The organism is Methyloligella halotolerans (assembly GCF_001708935.1).
Lineage (GTDB): Bacteria > Pseudomonadota > Alphaproteobacteria > Rhizobiales > Methyloligellaceae > Methyloligella > Methyloligella halotolerans.
Genome location: NZ_MASI01000001.1, coordinates 1 through 16,409, shown reverse-complemented (window position 1 = coordinate 16,409; position 16,409 = coordinate 1). Strand labels below are relative to the sequence as shown.

16 protein-coding genes are annotated in these 16,409 nt (G+C 63.3%); 6 read left to right on the top strand and 10 right to left on the bottom strand.

Annotated elements, in window-relative coordinates:
- Positions 1–5 precede the first annotated feature (5 nt).
- The 6 genes from A7A08_RS00080 to hemP all read right to left on the bottom strand — a co-directional run bounded on the left by A7A08_RS00080 (position 6) and on the right by hemP (position 5,970).
- A complete protein-coding gene (locus tag A7A08_RS00080; protein ID WP_245290758.1) occupies positions 6–464 on the bottom strand; it encodes a GtrA family protein in 459 nt (152 codons plus the stop codon).
- The gene (locus A7A08_RS00075) at positions 461–1,933 is read right to left on the bottom strand and encodes a UbiA family prenyltransferase (protein ID WP_069093547.1); all 1,473 of its coding nucleotides are present in this window, start codon (positions 1,931–1,933) and stop codon (positions 461–463) included. The genes A7A08_RS00080 and A7A08_RS00075 overlap by 4 nt, the downstream gene beginning before the upstream one ends.
- Positions 1,934–2,144: 211 nt before the next feature.
- Positions 2,145–3,665 (bottom strand): DUF4142 domain-containing protein, encoded by a 1,521-nt coding sequence (locus A7A08_RS16635; RefSeq protein WP_083226321.1) that lies wholly within the window; start codon positions 3,663–3,665, stop codon positions 2,145–2,147.
- Positions 3,666–3,668: 3 nt separating this feature from the next.
- Positions 3,669–4,760 carry a FecCD family ABC transporter permease gene (locus A7A08_RS00060; RefSeq protein ID WP_069093545.1) on the bottom strand — a complete coding sequence of 364 codons (1,092 nt, stop codon included), beginning with the start codon at positions 4,758–4,760 and terminating at the stop codon, positions 3,669–3,671.
- Entirely contained in the window at positions 4,757–5,752 is a 996-nt protein-coding gene (locus A7A08_RS00055; RefSeq protein ID WP_083226320.1) for a heme/hemin ABC transporter substrate-binding protein, read from the bottom strand. Before A7A08_RS00055 ends, A7A08_RS00060 begins: the two co-directional genes overlap by 4 nt.
- An 11-nt stretch (positions 5,753–5,763) precedes the next feature.
- On the bottom strand, positions 5,764–5,970 hold the full coding sequence (gene hemP / locus A7A08_RS00050) for a hemin uptake protein HemP (RefSeq protein WP_069093543.1): 207 nt from the start codon (positions 5,968–5,970) through the stop codon (positions 5,764–5,766).
- A gap of 298 nt (positions 5,971–6,268) precedes the next feature.
- On the opposite strand from hemP, the gene A7A08_RS00045 reads away from it, so the two are divergent.
- Together A7A08_RS00045 and hmuQ are read left to right on the top strand one after the other, a co-directional pair.
- Positions 6,269–8,614, top strand: coding sequence for a TonB-dependent receptor domain-containing protein (locus A7A08_RS00045; protein WP_083226319.1), 2,346 nt, complete (start codon positions 6,269–6,271; stop codon positions 8,612–8,614).
- 173 nt (positions 8,615–8,787) lie between these two features.
- Positions 8,788–9,126, top strand: a complete 339-nt coding sequence (gene hmuQ, locus A7A08_RS00040) for a heme-degrading protein HmuQ (RefSeq protein ID WP_069093542.1) — start codon at positions 8,788–8,790, stop codon at positions 9,124–9,126.
- A 397-nt stretch (positions 9,127–9,523) separates the two neighbouring features.
- Here hmuQ and A7A08_RS17035 read toward each other — a convergent pair whose 3' ends face one another.
- Together A7A08_RS17035 and A7A08_RS00035 are read right to left on the bottom strand one after the other, a co-directional pair.
- Entirely contained in the window at positions 9,524–9,658 is a 135-nt protein-coding gene (locus A7A08_RS17035) for a hypothetical protein (RefSeq protein ID WP_280948541.1), read from the bottom strand.
- Between the two features lie 201 nt (positions 9,659–9,859).
- The gene (locus A7A08_RS00035) at positions 9,860–11,074 is read right to left on the bottom strand and encodes a polyhydroxyalkanoate depolymerase (RefSeq protein ID WP_069094231.1); all 1,215 of its coding nucleotides are present in this window, start codon (positions 11,072–11,074) and stop codon (positions 9,860–9,862) included.
- Between the two features lie 168 nt (positions 11,075–11,242).
- Between A7A08_RS00035 and A7A08_RS00030 the strand changes: the two genes are divergently transcribed.
- The 4 genes from A7A08_RS00030 (at position 11,243) to A7A08_RS00015 (ending at position 15,151) form a co-directional block, all read left to right on the top strand.
- Positions 11,243–11,899, top strand: a complete 657-nt coding sequence (locus tag A7A08_RS00030) for a glutathione S-transferase family protein (RefSeq protein ID WP_069093541.1) — start codon at positions 11,243–11,245, stop codon at positions 11,897–11,899.
- Between the two features lie 171 nt (positions 11,900–12,070).
- Positions 12,071–12,586, top strand: coding sequence for a Dps family protein (locus A7A08_RS00025; RefSeq protein WP_069093540.1), 516 nt, complete (start codon positions 12,071–12,073; stop codon positions 12,584–12,586).
- A 172-nt stretch (positions 12,587–12,758) separates the two neighbouring features.
- Positions 12,759–14,069 (top strand): glutamine synthetase family protein, encoded by a 1,311-nt coding sequence (locus A7A08_RS00020; RefSeq protein WP_069093539.1) that lies wholly within the window; start codon positions 12,759–12,761, stop codon positions 14,067–14,069.
- A gap of 56 nt (positions 14,070–14,125) precedes the next feature.
- Positions 14,126–15,151, top strand: coding sequence for a glycosyl hydrolase family 28-related protein (locus tag A7A08_RS00015; RefSeq protein WP_069093538.1), 1,026 nt, complete (start codon positions 14,126–14,128; stop codon positions 15,149–15,151).
- A 9-nt stretch (positions 15,152–15,160) separates the two neighbouring features.
- Here the strand turns inward: A7A08_RS00015 and A7A08_RS00010 are convergent, their stop codons facing one another.
- Both A7A08_RS00010 and A7A08_RS16420 read right to left on the bottom strand, forming a co-directional pair.
- On the bottom strand, positions 15,161–15,985 hold the full coding sequence (locus A7A08_RS00010; RefSeq protein ID WP_069093537.1) for a FadR/GntR family transcriptional regulator: 825 nt from the start codon (positions 15,983–15,985) through the stop codon (positions 15,161–15,163).
- A 165-nt stretch (positions 15,986–16,150) separates the two neighbouring features.
- The coding region (locus A7A08_RS16420; RefSeq protein ID WP_208430551.1) for a hypothetical protein at positions 16,151–16,409 on the bottom strand (259 nt) is incomplete at its 5' end.

Below are 16,409 nucleotides of genomic sequence, written 5' to 3'. Positions count from 1 at the left end.
GAGCTCTACACCTGGGAGCCCGCGGCGCCGTTTTGCGGCGGCGGCACCCGGAAGGTGATCTTCTTGTGGCCGAAGAAATTGGCCAGCGCGCCCACCCCGATGGCGAGCCCGTGGGCGAGACCCTGCTTTACGACGAGCGGATATCCGAAGCCGCTCTGCACCATGAGCAGCAGGTATGACACCACGACCACCACCGCAGCGCCGACCAGGTTCACGACGATGAAGATCACGATCTGCTGCGAGACGGGACGGTCCGAACCGGGAAACACGAAGCGCGGATAGAGCGAGAATCCGACCGACATGCCGATTGCATAGGCCAGCAGCACCGCGGCCTCGAAAGGCATGATCAGGGAAAGCGGGAACCGCACCAGCCAGTTCGCGGCCGCCGCGAACCCGCCGAGCGCGAGAAACCGCACCCCCTGATGCTGGGACAGACGCTTCGTGACGTGGATCAGACGCTTCACGAAAGCCAGCCTGCCAGAAAGGCAGCCGCCATCACACCGCCAAGTGCGATGCTGACCCGGTCCCGCAACGCGAAGGCGACCGGATCGTCGTTCAGTTCGCCCCGATGGCAGAGCAGCCAGATGCGGGAGATCCACATGAAGAGCACCGCCGGGAAAGCCCAAAGGAAGAGCGGCTGATTGTAGAAATCGGCATTGAAGGCGTCGTTGATGATGTAGAGCACCATGATCGTGACGGCCGTCATGCCGGTCGCCACCCCCATGGCGAGCACGAAGCCCGCATCGCCGCCGCGATAGCCCCTGCCCTTCAGCATCTCGTCGTTCTCGATGCCGCTCCGCTGGATCTCCGTCTGCCGCTTGGCGAAGGAAAGGGACGTGAACAGGAACATCGAGAAGACCAGCAGCCACGCGGAGGGCTCGGCCCCGACAGCGACGATGCCGAGCCCGAGGCGGAGCGTGAACAGCAGGGCCAAGGTGAACGCGTCCGCGATCGGCTGGCGCTTGAGATAGATCGAGTAGGCCAGCGTCGTCGCCATATAGGCCGTGAGGATCGCAGTGACGCCCCAGCCGAGATAGAGGCCGATCGCGTAGGAGCCGAGCACGAGCGCCGGCGAAAGCAGCATCGCGTCGGAGAGCCGCATGGTCCCTGCCGCGAGCGGCCGGGCCTTTTTGCTCCAGTGGCGGCGGTCGTCGGCCAGGTCGAACAGATCGTTCAGGAGATAGGTGCCCGAGGCCATCATGGACAGCGCGGCGAAGGCCGCGAAAGCCCGCGCCACGGCCGCCGGATCGGCAGCCATGCCGGCGAGCACAAGCGGCACGAACACCAGCAGGTTCTTGGCCCATTGATGGGCCCGCACGGCTTTCAGCCACCCCTTCGGCCCGAGTTTCTCCCTGGGGAACACGGCCTCGATTGGCTTATCCAGCCGCTCCGCTGCCCGCGTCGTGGAAGGCGAGGCGCCGGCCAGGATGATCGCTTCGGCCTCTTTCCAGACCGCCAGGTCGGACCGGCTGTCACCGGCATAGGCGAAGCCGTGGGGAAACCGCTCGGTCAGCATGGCCGCCTTGGCGCGCCCTTTGAGATTGCTGCTGCCGTCGCTCGCCACGACGAAATCGATGAAGTTGAACCGTTTTGCCAGCCTGTGGGCCAGAAGCTCGTCGGAGGCAGAGGCAATTCCGACCTGGCGTCCAGCGCGCTTGGCACGCCGGGCATAGGCGATGAGCGCCTCGTTTACCGGCAAGCTCTCCACATCGAGCGCGACCCGCTCCGAGAGCTGACGCTTGAGAACGGCCTTGCCCTGCAGCAGCCAGATGAGAAGCCGGAAGACCCGCAGCGGGTTGACGCTGAGATAGGCCGCCGCCGCCTCGAAGAGGAGGTCGGTCTTGAGCAGCGCATGGTCGAGATCGAGCGCGAGTGGCTCCCGCCCGGCTGTCTCTCGCGTCCGCTTGGGAGAGGACTCCGCCCTGCTCAACATTCCGATCCCGCTATTTTCGAGTGAGGACCGACAGGCTAGAGAAGAAGGCGGCGTTTGGCGAGAAATTGAGCTTTATAGCGTGAACGGGCCGTAACCTCTGGAGGCCGCATTCCTGCCGCGCTGGCGCAGCCACTTCCGCAAAAAGGCAGCCACCAAAAAGAAAGGGCCGCCGTCGCCGGCAGCCCTTTGGAAAGAACGCGCTCGCCGGCTCCTATTGCATGGAGTCGCCGGCCGGCTCGTCCTTGGTGTCGCCCATGTTGCCGTCAGCGGCAGGCGGCTCGGCCTTGTCGGCATTGTCCTGAAGCGCCTTCGCTTCCTCCAGATGCTCCTGGATGTGAGGCAGCGTGTCGGCGGCGAACGCCTTCAACTCACCGTCTTTGCCGTCATCCGCATAATCCTCGAAGATGTCGACAGCGGCCTGATGAGCATCGACCTGCTGAGACGCATATTCCTCGTCGAACTGATCCGGCTCGGCGTCCTTCAGCTGCTGAATCATATCGCGATGGCTTTCGTCCAGATCGGTCGGAAGCTTCACATCGATCTTATCCGACTGGACGATCTCCTTGAGTTTCGCAGCATTTTCGCTGTGGGCATCGACCATCTTCTGGCCGAAGGAGCGGACCGCATCCGACTGGCCCTTCTCCGTTGCGATGCGCCCGGCCTCGACCTCGTACAGGTCGGACATGGCCGCGTTCTTGGCGAATTCCGGTGCGCCCTGTTCGCCGCAGCCGGCCAGCGCAACGCCGGCGACGGCCAGGCCCGCAAGGCCAAGGATTATATTTCGCATTTTCGACTCCTCCCAAATACGGCGGCCATTTGACCTGCCTATGGCGGGAGAAAGCTTCGAATGCGCGCGGAAGTTCCAAGAACCCAAGCGGGCCTTAGTGGGTCGAAAGCTTGGGTTTCTCTCGAGAACAGTCGACAGCGGGATTGTCTGCTTAAGCGCCCACATATGGGAGAACGAACGGGACCCCGTCTGCCGGAACGGTGTTGGTCCGCACCGGACAGCCATAGACCTCCGAGAGGAGCTCATCGAGAAGCACGTCCTCCGCAGGCCCCGCGCCCTAACCCGCCCCCGATGCATGAGCACGATCTCGTCGGCATAGGCCGCCGCCAGGTTAAGGTCGTGCAGAATGACGAGCACCGCACGCCCCAGACCCGCCTGCCGGCGCGCCTCCCCCAGCACGATGCTCTGATGGGAGAAGTCGAGACTTGCCGTCGGCTCGTCCAGCAGGAAGGCGGCGGGCTCGTCGGGTGAGCGCTCCGGCGCCTCCAGCTGGCATAGCGCGCGGGCGATATGCACCCGCTGCCGTTCCCCGCCGGAAAGCTCGGTATAAAGCCGCTCCTCGAACCCCTTCAGCCCGACGGCCTCGATCGAATTCGCCGCAAGCGCCACCATCTGCTCATCCCGCATGCCGAAGCCGGGAACGCTCGCGCCCAGCAGCGCGACCTCCAAGACGGTGAAGGGAAACGAGAGCACCGTGGATTGGGAGACGACCGCCCGGCGACGGGCCAGCTCTCCCGCAGGCACCGCCTGCAGATCGCGCCCTTCCAACAGGATTGCGCCCTCCGTGGGACGCAGTTCGCCGCAGAGCAGCTTGAGCAGTGTGGACTTGCCGGCCCCGTTCGGCCCCACGATGGAGATCACCCGACCAGGCGCGAGCGTCAGATCCGCTTCGTCCACCAGCCGCTTGCCGGCGACCTCGAACGTGGCATGTCGTGCTTCGAGCATGGCCTAGCCGAAGCCTCCCACGCCGCGCTTGAGCACGAGATGGAGGAAGACCGGTGCCCCGATCGCGGCCATGACGATGCCGATGGGAAGCTCCGCAGGCCGGACCACGATGCGGGCGAAGATGTCGGCCAGCAGCACCAGCGTCGCGCCGAGCAGAGCGCTGCCGGGCAGCACGACCCGGTGATCGGGCCCGGCGATGATCCGCACCACATGGGGCACCACGATGCCGACGAAACCGATCACGCCGGCAACAGCCACCGCCGCGCCCACCGATGCGGCCGTCGCGAGGATCGCCAGCCGCTTGGTCTTCTCCACATTGACGCCGAGATGAAAGGCTTGCGCCTCGCCCAAAAGGAAGCCGTTGAGCGCCCGGATCAGCCGCGGCGCGACAAGCAGCACAAGAAGAACGAACGGAATGACCGCGAATACCTTGGGCCAGCTCGCGCCCCCAAGGCTCCCCATGGACCACAGGGTGAGATCGCGCAGCTCCCGGTCGTCGCTGCCGTAGGCCAGAAGCCCGGTCAGCGCGCCGGCCAGGGCACCCAGCGCAATACCCGCGAGCAGCAGCGTACCGATGGCGAGTTGGCCGTGGCGCCCTGCGATCGCGACCAGAATGGTCGTCGAGACCGCGCCGCCGATGAAGGCGGCGAAGGGCAGCGCATAGATGCCGAAAGGTTCGATGAAGGGCGCCAGCACCGTATTGCCGAGAACGATCGTTGCGACGGCGGCAAGCGCAGCACCGGCCGATACGCCGATCAGCCCGGGATCGGCCAGCGGATTGCGGAACAGCCCCTGCATCATCGCGCCGGCCACCGCCAGCCCTGCTCCGACGAACATACCGAGCAAGGTCCGCGGCATGCGGATATCGAGCAGCACCAGCCGCTCCCGCGCCGTCGCCCCATCGCTCGCACCGAACCAGGCGGCGTCCAGCGCCCGCGGCAGGGAGGTGAGCGTGATCCCCGTAGGCCCAACCGATAGGGACAGCAGCGCCGTGACCAGCAGGATCAAGGCCGATGCCGCGAGAAAGCGCGGCACCAGCCGGGACCGCTCGGTCATCGGCAGCGTCGGAATCCGGTCAGCGCTCTCGACGCTCATCGGTCAGCGTGGGGGTTTTTGACTCCGGCCTCATGATGGGCGCCGTCGCCGCCGTCTTCATGCGGGATCTCAAGCTCCGGATAGAGCTTCGCCATCAGGTCCCGCGCCGCTTTCGAGGCGCGCGGTCCGAAGCCGAGGAGATAAAGCCCGTCCATGCTGATGACGCGGTTATTCTTCACCGCAGGCGTCATCTCCATCCCCTTGACGCTCTTGATCATTTCCAGGCTGTTCGAGCCCGGGCCTCCATGCGCCATGGTCACGATCGCATCCGGCGCAAGCTCGATGGCGGATTCGTTCACCACCGGCTTGTAGCCCGTCACCATGCCGGCGGCATTCTCCCCGCCGGCCAGTTTGATGATGGCGTCCGCGCCCGTCCCCGCACCCGCGACGCTCGCCTTGCCGTCGCTCACCGAGAGGATGAACAGAACGCGCTTGGGCGTATCGATCTTCTCACGCTGCTCCGCGAGCAAGGCAAAATCGTCCTCCACGCCCTTCGCGATCTTTTCCCCGGCCTCTTCCTCGCCAACCACCTTGGCCACGAAGCGCACCTTGTCCGCCACGGCCTCGGGAGAGGTATCGTCGGGCACTTCGACATAAGGCACCGATGAGGATTTCAGCAGCTTCACCACCTCAGGCGGTCCGGACCCGGCGGAGGCGATGATCACGCTGGGATTCATGGAAAGCACGCCTTCGGCGGAAAGCGCCCGCATATAGCCGACCTCTTCCTTCTCCTCGAGCGCGGTCGCCGGATACTGGCTCGTCGTGTCCACGGCGATGATCTGGTCGTCCTTGTCGAGCGCGTAGAGGATTTCGGTGACGTCGCCCCCAATGGACACGATCCGGGAAAGATCCTCCACCTCGATCTGATCGCCCGCCGCGTCCGTCACCGCCACAGCGAAGGACGGCGCCGCCTGCACCCACCAGGCGCCCAGCGCGAGCATGATGAGAAGAAGCGCGGCCCCGATGGAAACGCGCAAGGTTGATGCTGTCATATCGGGAGCCCCTATTTCGTCAGGATAAGCTTGTCGTTGGCGGTCAACCTCAGCCGGTACTCCTGGCCGCCATGTTCGATGACGGCGACACGGCCGCCCTTGAGGAGATCGGTAATTCGCCAGCGAACCGGCGCCGTCGATTCGGACGCAGCCTCCGACGCCCCCGCATCGCCCTGCGCTGACAGATCGTCGTCATTCCTGGATTGCGCGCATTCCATAGGTCCCCACCTTTTTAAACCGCCGCGCGAAGCCTCGGCCCACACGGTCTGTCACCAAAAAGACACAGGCTCTGGCAAAGCCGAATTCCCTGCGCAATACGAGGGTTTGCCGAGCCGCATTTTGTTGACTTTGATAGTCATGATTTATAGCTTGCGCAAGCCTGACCTGAGATCAGGCTGATCCGGCTCATGATTTTCGAAAATCGCCGGACCTAGGCCAGCCCGCTATCAACGCGTCCAATCGCGGACAGCCAGCCAGCCCGAAAACAAGAACAGTTGGGGTTTAACGGGGGTTGGCATGATGTCACCGCATCGTGGCACGCGCCTTGGCGCGTCCATCTCCTCGTCTGTCCGGCCGGACGGCGAGGTACTATCGAACTATCTGAGAGATCCGCACAGCGCAGCTGGGCCGGAGGGCGCCGCCCGGATTCCGTGGGGTCCGCTGCTGCTGGTTGCCACGGCATCCGCCCTGGCGCTCGGCCTGTCCGGGCCCGTCTTCGGCCAGGAAGCGACCCTGCCCGAGATCACCGTGGAGGCCGGCCAGCCGGCCCGCGTCGTGACGCGCAGGGCCACGCCACGCCCGGCGATAGCGCCGCAACCCGTCGAGCCGGTCGGCACCGATTCGCCCGACACGGTCGAGACCGAAGTGATCAGCGCCGCCGAGCTGCCCTATTACACGCCGGCCAGCGTGAGCACAGCAGGTCGCGGCGAGATCGAGACCTTCGGCACCGACCGCCTCGACAACGTCATCCGCTCCATGCCCGGCACGTTCACCCGCGAAAGCACCAGCAATCCGGGTGTCGCCGTGAATATCCGCGGCTTCGAAGGCCAGGGCCGCGTCAACATGATGATCGATGGCGTGCGGCAGAACTTCCGCATCACGGGCCATGAGGCCGGCGGCTTCGCCTATGTCGATCCGCTGCTTCTCGCCGGCATCGACATCCAGCGCGGCGCGGTCACGACGACCGGCGGCGGCGCCCTGGCGGGTACCGCGAACTTCCGCACCCTCGATGTGCAGGACATCATCCGTCCCGGTCAGAATTCCGGTGGCCTCACATCGCTCAACTGGGGCAGCAACGGCGTCGGATGGTCCGAGATGGGCGCAGCCGCGGCCAGGGCCGGCAAGATCAGCGTCGCAGGTGCAATCAGCAAGCACGACGAGAAGGACTACCAGAACGGCAACGGCGTCACGATTCCCTATACCGGCGAAGACCTGATCTCCGGTCTCGGCAAGGTACATATCGACATCACGCCGGAGCAGCGCCTCTCCTTCGGCACCGTGCTCTACAACAACGAGTTCGTCGCCAACTCCTACGATCAGAAGCTCAAGTCGAACATCTATACGGCGAACTATTCCTACGCGCCGGCGGCCAACGACTTGATCGATTTCCGCGCCCAGCTGTCCTATTCGGACGTGGAGATGAACTACGGCGGCTACTACACCGGCGTTGCGCCGTCGATCGCCGATGCAACGGACCGCGTGGTGCAGGACGACGGCTGGGGCTTCAACACCTCTAACGTCTCCCGCTTCAACCTCGGCGAGATCGCCGTGGCGAGCGAGTTCGGCGTCGAGTATTTCCGCGACGACGTCAGCACCCAGAATGGCGGCGTGAACCCTTCGGGCATGTCCGATCTTCTGGGCGCCTATAACCAGACCACCTTCTCCTACGGGATCTGGGATCTGACCGCCGGTGTCCGCTATAACGAGTACAAGCTCGAAGGCGACACCTTCCTCGCGGCCACCAACCCGTACGGGCTGCCGGCCGGCGACTACGACATCGACAACAATTATTCGAGCTGGGATCCCAAGGTCACTCTTGCGGCCCAGGTGACGCCGTGGCTGCAGCCCTACGTCACCTATTCGGAATCGATGCGCGCTCCGACCGTCCAGGAGACGCTGATGACAGGTCTGCACCCGATTCCGATCGGCGGACCGACCCTCAACCTGACCTTCCTTCCAAACCCGTTCCTGGAGCCTGAATATCAGAAAGGCTGGGAGTTCGGCTTCAACATCGCGAAGGAGAGCGTCTTCCAGTCCGGCGACAAGCTGCTCTTGAAGGCCGATTACTACACTCAGGAGGTCGAGAACTACATCACCGAGTGCGAAGGCCCTTCGGATGTGAACGTTAGCTTCCCGAACGGTTTCTTCGGCCCACCCAGCATCGACATCATCCAGACCGCTTATTTCTGTAACAACTTCGGCGTTTCCAACGTCGACGGCGTCGAGATGGAAGGTCTCTACGACACCGGCACGGCGTTCGGCGGGTTCTCCTACACCTACACCCACACCGATCTCCCCCACCAGGGAAGCGGCCTGGGCGCAGAGAGCTACCTGCCCGAGCATTACGCCACCGTCACCGGCGGTATCCGCTTGATGGATCAGCGCTGGACCATCGGGATGCGCGGAACCTTCGTGTCCTCGACCGATCTCGGCGACGGCAACGAGCTGGCGGGTTACGAGCTGGCCGATTTCTTCACCAGCTACCAGGTACGGGAGTGGCTGAATCTCGGCCTGACCGTGGAGAACCTGTTCGACCGGGCCTATACACCAGCCCTGAGCACCATCGCCACCGGACTGGACGATACGGATATCGATCTGGGCCGCGGCCGGACCTTCTACCTGTCTGCACGCGCACAGTTCTAGGCCGCGTGCCGATCTGAGAAGGAAGAAATATGGGATCTGGCCGGCGCCATCGCCGGCCGGGTCTCATGTGAGTTGAGCGGAAGCACCGGTGGGGCTCGCCCCTGCCGGCGCTTTCGCTATAGTGAGGAAAAGCGCCCCGCGGGGCCGAGATCTAAGAGGAGGATTGCGTTTCGATGTATATCGCCATGAACCGTTTCAAGGTGAACAAGGGCTCGGAGAAGGATTTCGAGCATGTCTGGCTGTCCCGCGAGACCCATCTCGAGGAACTGCCGGGCTTCGTCGAATTCCAGCTCCTGAAGGGGCCGGAGCACGACGATCACACGCTTTATGCATCCCACACCGTGTGGGAATCCTATGAGGCGTTCGAGGCCTGGACCAAGTCCGAAGCCTTCCGCAAGGCCCACGCCGGAGCCGGAAACAACAAGCCCCTCTACCAGGGCCATCCGCAATTCGAAGGCTTCACCAGCATCCAGGAGGTCAAGGCCGGACCGAAGACGGTCGCAGCCGAATAAGGACCTGCCCGCCCGGCGCCTGACAGCCGGTACCGAGAAACAAAGCGGCGCTGCCCACCCTGGGCGGCGCCGTTTTCTTTTGGCGTCACGCGATGGGCATCTGAAGCTGCGAATCGGATCGGGCCCAGAGCACCACATGGAGTTCCTCCCCCGGCCATCATTCATGGGCAGGCTACGCCTATAACGGAAGCCGCTCCGCAGAGCCCGCGGGGAGCACAACGCCCACGTACCATCCGACGCCGACGCCCGACTCAACCCCAAACGCAAAACGGCCCGGCTCATAAGAGTCCGGGCGTTTGGAAAAATTCCTGGCGCAGGGCTACGCAAACACTAGAGCGAGCGGGGCCAGGGAGCAACTAAGCACCCTGACCAAGCTCGAAACCCTGCGAACCGCAGCTTACTTAAGCGGCGGAGCAACCGGCGGCAGCGGCTCGGTGACCACAGCCTGCTGGTGATGATGGAAGCAACCACCAAGCGTCATGCCAACAGCCATGATCGCGAGGGCCGCGATAACTTTAACGGGATTCTGCATTTCCGTTCCCCCTTGGACTAAACAACGAGCCTCACATGAGGCCCGCATTTTCCTGCAATGGTCCGTCAGGCACGCCGGCCCGAACGGCAACTGGAAAACCTACGCATAACAGATTGGTTCCCCCAATGCAGCGCGAAAATGACATTAAAACAGAGAAGTTACCAGCGCGTTGATTTTCGGCACCAGCTGGCCCGAAAGCCCTTAGTGGCTGGCCAAAATCATGCTGCGGACGGTCGGATAGACCTGATTTTCCCAACGTCTTCCGCTGAAAACGCCGTAATGGCCGACGCCTGGCTGCATGTAATGCATCTTCTTGTGGGGCTTCAGCCCCGTGCAAAGATCGTGGGCCGCGGCAGTTTGCCCTAGCGCGCAGATATCGTCCCGCTCGCCCTCGACGGTCAGAAGCGCCGTTTTCCGAATCGACCCCATATCCACCGGTTCGCCCTTGAAGGTCAGCTCGCCCTTCGGCAGCCGCGCCTCCTGGAAAACCCACTGAACCGTCTCCAGATAGAATTCCGCCGGCATGTCCATGACCGCGAAATACTCGTCGTAGAACGTCTTGATGCGGTCCGCCTCGGCCGTTTCGCCCTTTGCGAGATGGCCGTAGAGATCCCGATGGGTCCGCATATGGCGGTCCAGGTTCATGGACATGAACGCCGTGAGCTGCATGAAACCCGGGTAAACGCGGCGTCCGGCGCCCTCGTAATCGGAGGGCACGGTCGCGATCAGGTTGCGCTCGAACCACTCGATCGGGTGATCCAGCGCAAGCTCGTTGACCTTGGTCGGATTGATCCTCGTATCCACCGGGCCCGCCATCAGCGTCATGCTGCGCGGGCACGCCGGGTTGTCCGCCTTGGCCATGGCGGCCACCGCCACGAGCGCCTGGACGCAAGGCTGGCAAACCGCCACCACATGGGAGCTGGGACCCATCTCCTCCAGGAATCGGATCAGATAGTCGACGAAATCGTCGAAACCGAAACCGCCCTCCTCCAGACCGACATCCCGGGCATTGTGCCAATCGGTGATGTAGACATCGTGCTCGGGCAGCATGGTGCGGACCGTGTTGCGCAGCAGCGTGGCGAAATGGCCGGAGAGCGGCGCCACGACCAGCACCTTCGGCTGTTTCGCCGAGATATCCTTCTTGAAATGAAGCAGCGTCCCGAACGGCAGCGTCAGGGCCGGTTCTTCGGTCACCTGCGCCAGGCTATTGCCGACCGTCACCTGCTCGATGCCGTATTCGGGCCGCTTATGGGTCAACTCCGCCCGCGCAATCAGCTCGAAGCCGGCGGCGAACGCATCGATCCACGGAAAAGGCGTGGCCTGCCGCCACGCATCCATCCAGGCCAGCGAGGTCCGGGCCATCGTCTTGGCAGGTTCGAAGAGCTGAGTCTGAGCTTGGTAGGCGCGATACAGCATACGTTCCTTATCAGACAGGTCGCCGCACCCGGTGCGATTCGGAACGGCGGCCATTGCGCAGCCGGCAAACGCTAGTGCATCCTTTCGGTGGCAGCGAGCACTTTTTTGACACATCCGTGTCAAGAAGCCGCCCCTATGTGGAAACCTCCAGCGAAGGAACAGGCGCCAATGACCGAGGCGGTCCTCACAATAAGCAGCAAGAACTATTCCTCCTGGTCGTTACGCGGCTGGCTGCTCTGCAAGATGGCCGGGCTGGAGTTCGAGGAGGAGCAGCTTCCCTCTGACGATCCGTCCACACGCGCCGAGCTGCTTCTTCTTTCGCCCTCGTTTCTGGTGCCCTGCCTCACCCACGAGCAGGTGCGCGTATGGGACACTTTGGCCATCGCCGACTACTTGGCGGAACGCTTTCCGGAGGCCGGGATCCTGCCCCAGGACGTGGCCGCAAGGTGCCACTGCCGCTCGATCGCCGGGGAGATGCATTCCGGCTTTCACAATCTGCGCTCTGCCCTGCCCATGAACTTGAAGGCGAAGCTTCCGGCGTTCGGCACCTGGACCGGCGTGAAGACCGATATCGATCGCATCCTGACGATCTGGCAGGAATGCCTCCAGACCTATGGCGGTCCCTATCTCTTCGGCGCCGAGCCGAACCTGGCCGACGCCATGTACGCGCCGGTCTGCACCCGCTTCAACACCTATGACGTGAAGCTCGACCCGGCGAGCGCAAGCTATTGCGCCACGATCCTCAACTGGCAGCTCATGTCGGAATGGATCGAGGCCGCCAACCAGGAGCCCGACGAGCTCGAGGAGCTCGACGTCGAGTTCTAGGACGCCCCGGCTCGTCACGACACGAGCGCGCATTTCAGGTCGTTCGCCTGCGGCATTCAGTTGCCGGAGGCCTCCATGGCGCGAGCGCCGGTCTGTAACCATATCTCCACATATTCGGTCCATTCCGGACCCGCTAATTGTCAGACGACGATCATTGATGAAGGAGACGATATGAGCACCGAAGACGCCTCCAAGCGCCGTACGGCTCCTCTGCAGACCCGGTCCAATTTCGGCACCAACGAGATCAAGGACATTCAGGGCGCTTTGAATGCCCTGCTGGCCGACATGTTCGCTCTCTATATGAAGACGAAGAACTACCACTGGCACATGTCCGGGCGCCATTTCCGCGATTACCACCTGCTGCTGGACGAGCAGGCCTCCCAGATCTTCGCCACCACCGATCCGCTGGCCGAACGCGTCCGCAAACTCGGCGGCATCACCCTCCACTCCATCGGAGAGGTCAGCCGCCTTCAGCGCATCGAGGATAACGACGCCCAGTTCGTGACGCCCGAAGACATGCTCGCCGAGCTCCGCGAGGACAATTTGACCCTCGCCGCCAGCATGCGCGAGGCCCACAGCCTTTGCGACGAGCTTGGCGACGTGGCGACCGTGAGCATCCTGGAGCCTTATATCGACGAAGCCGAGCGCAGGGTGTGGTTCCTCTTCGAGGCAGGCCAGACCCGATAAGCGTCATAAGCGGAGAACCCGCTACGAGGCTTTCGCTTCAGGCGAACTTTTGAGCGAGACCATTCAGTGGTTGCGCGCCCCTGTCGCTTGCGACGGGAGGCGCGCATTCGCATAGTGGCGCGCAGATCCACCGCTTGAGCATGCGCAAAGCCTAACCGTCTGGAGTCTCCTCGTGACCGCCTCCGTCAAACTCGACGACTGCAAATACGTCCATCTCGGCATCTTCGATTACCTGACCTTCCGGGAGAAGCGCCTCGACGCCGAAGCCTTCAAGCGGACCCAGAAGGACGGCTGGCATTTCATCGATTGCCTGCCCTACTGGATGCCGGACGAGACCTGCTTCGAGGACAAGGGGTTCGTCGACGAGGCGGTGGCCGTCGACCTCGACAGCATTCGTCCCTATCCCTTCGAGCCCGACGCCTGCCTCGCAATCGCCGACTATAGCGGCGCCAGCGCCGCGATCTCGCCGCGCGCCGTGCTGAAACGCGTCGTGGACAAAGCCCGCGGCATGGGGCTGGAGCCCTTCGGCGGCTTCGAATACGAGGTCATCTTCCTGGAAGAGGACGGCGAAACCCTCCGGGCCAAGAACTGGCAGGATGTGCAGCCCGCCCTTCTGCATAACCGCTGCTGGTCGGCGGTCGCGCCCGCAGCCGATGCCGATTTCCTGAAGCTGGTGCAGGATGAGCTGCTCGCCGCCGGCATCAGCGTCGATCACCACTGCATGGAGCTCGGGCCGGGCTGCGTGGAATATACCCTCGGCACCGATCCCCTCGTGAAGGCCGCCGACGATGCCGCCCTGTTCAAGGACTTCATCAAGGCCATCTCCCGCCAGCAGGGTCTCACCGCCAGTCTCGTTTCCCAGCTCGATGACGGATTCCCCGGCCAGTGCGGCCACGTCATCCTGTCCCTGAAAAATAAAGAAGGCGAGCCGGCCCTCGCCGACCCCGACGGAGCTCATGGCCTGAGCGATCTGGGCCGCGCCTTCCTCGGCGGCATCGTGGCCCTCACCCCCGAGCTCATGAGCATGTTCGCCCCGACCGTGAACGCCTATCGCCGCCTGCGTCCGGGCAACTGGGCTCCCCGCGCCGCCAATTGGGGCATCGGCAACTACACCTGCGGCGTGCGCGTGGTGACCCACACGCCCGAAGAGACGCGGTTCGAGTTCCGCCTTCCCGGCGCCGATATCGAGCCCCATGTCGCCGCCGCCATGATGCTGGGCGCAGGTCTCTGGGGCATCGAGAACAAGGCCGATCCCGGCGACCCCGTCGTCGGCAACGGGCGGCTGGCCGACGTTCCGGCGGACCGCGCCCTGCCCCTTTCCTTGGAGGCCGCCGCCGCCCGCCTGGCTCAGTCGGATGCTGCCAAGGCCCTGTTCGGCGAGGCCTTCGTCAAGCATTACGCCGCCAGATGCGCCGCCGAGTCGGCAGCCTTCCACGCTCATGTCTCGGCCTTCGAGCGCGCGCGCTATCTGGAGACGAGTTGATCGCGATCCGGTATAGGTTGGAGCGCTCTTCATTGTCCCAACCTTCCGGATTTTCCATGCATCGCTTCCTGCTCGTTCTTGGCTTTGCCGCCTTGCTGGCGGCTCCCTTCCTCCACGCGCAGACGGCCAAGGCGGCCGCGGCCGAGGCCTGCAATGCCCGCCCGACGTCGAACCTGGTCGTCAGCGTGAAGGAAAAAGGCGCCAAAGGCGACGACCGGACCGACGATTCCAAAGCCATTCAGAAAGCCATCGATCAGGTCGCCGGCACCGGCGGCACGGTTTTGGTGCCGAACGGCACCTATATGGTGCACGCCACCGGCATCCATGCCCTCAAGCTCAAGAGCAAGATGACCCTGAAGCTCGCCCCCAAGGCGGTGCTGAAGGTGATCCCCAATGGGGCGAAAAGTTACGCGGCCCTGACCATCAAGGACGCCAGCGATGTGAACGTCGTCGGCGGGACCATCCTGGGCGACCGGAGGTCCCACAAGGGCACGCAGGGCGCGCGCGGCATGGGCATCGAGATCGGTCCCAAGGCGCGCCGCATCGCCATCGTCGGCGTGACCGCGACCGAGATGTGGGGCGACGGCTTCTATCTACGGGACTCGGTGGACGTAGCGTTTTGCGGCGTTAAGGCGGTCGGCAACCGCCGCCAGGGCCTTTCCATCATCAGCGGCAGCCGGATCCTCGTGACTCGATCTGAGTTCCGCGACACCCAGGGCACGGCGCCGGGCGCCGGCATCGATATTGAGCCCAACAAGGACCACGAAAGCGTCCGGGAGATCGATATCGAGCACTCGAAATTCACGAACAATGTCGGCGGCGGCGTCAGCATCAATGGCTGGAAGGGCAAGATCGTCAAGGTCCGCATCAACCGCAACGTGTTCGAGGGGCCGGACCCGATCCGGATCAAGCGCGCTCCCAACATCCGGTCCACCGAGATTTGCTACAACCGCTTCATCAACAAGCAGGTGCAGGATTCCGGCGGCCTCAACAAATACGCCGAGCCGGTCGAGTCGGTGTTCCTGCAAACCGACTGCAGCGACGGTCTCGATATGCGCTTCGGCAAGAACCGTAAGAAATAGCGAGCATCCTCAGTCGCTCTGATTGTGAATGAGGTCGTTCCGCGCCAGGGTCAGATGCTCCCTGATCATGCGCTTGGCCGCTTCCGCATCCCGCTCGCAGAGCGCCCCGAAGATCTCACGGTGCTGGTCGTTATAGCTCGCGATCCGCTCAGGATGCAGGGTCTTCTCCTTCTGGGCATCCCACTGAGCGTGCAGGCGCACCTCATTGATCTGCTTATAGAAAAATACGACCAGTGGATTGCGCGACGCTTCGGCCAGCGAGAGGTGGAATTCTGCATCCCATTTGGAGAAGGCATCCTTGTCGTCTTCCAGGGAGTCGAGCTTGTCGAGCAGCTCCTCCATGGCCTTGAGCTCCTGGCGCGTGGCGTGCTGCACGGCGAGCTCGGCCATATAGGGTTCGATGGCAAATCGCATCTCGACCAGCTGAAGAGGACTCACCGCATCGGAGATGTCCTCCAGGGCGTCCAAACCCGCCGACCAGTTCACGAAGGTGCCGCTCCCCACCTTTCGGGAGATGAAACCCGCCCGTTCCAGGCGGTCCAGGGCCCGGCGCACCGTGCTGCGCGCCGCCCCGAAGCTGAGCGCCAGGTCGCGCTCCGGCGGAAGCTGCGAACCCTTCTTATAGACGCCGGTCTCGATCGCAGCCTTGAGCTGCTCGGTGATCGAAGACGCATTCCGGCCGGAGCGCTTGCCACCGCCCTCGTTCATTGCGGGCACCCCGTTGAGAGCGCCGAACCCATCGTCAAACGGCTCCTGTCCGGCCACATCCGGCTCGAAGGTGTCGGCTGTCATATCCGTCCGCAATGCGGAAATCGGCGGGGTGGCGGCGGTCATGGCGTGCACCTGTTCAATTGGTATCGAATTGGTTTCCACTGTTATAGGGCTTGCTGGACCAAAATACAATCCTTCGACCCTGGCCCGCGGCTTGCGAAAGCCCTGCCAGTTTGCCGGCAAGATGCGGCGCCGTTAAATACGTCGTCTATAACGCACTGTTATTGATTAGCTTTTTTGGCGCTCTTGGAAATATTGTCGCAGCCCGCTTTCTGATGATGTCTTTTTCATCATCTCGAGTGCCGCCCGATATTTAGGCACAAGCTCAATAATTGGTCTTTGATTGGACTTGCCAAAGGTCCCCGGCTGAGGGAGGTTACGGGCAGATTGAAGCTTGTAATGGATGACCCAATGACCACGGATCTTGAGAGTTTTGTAGACGCCCCTGGCCGGGACGAGCTTGTTAAGGAGGTTCGCCGTCAGATCG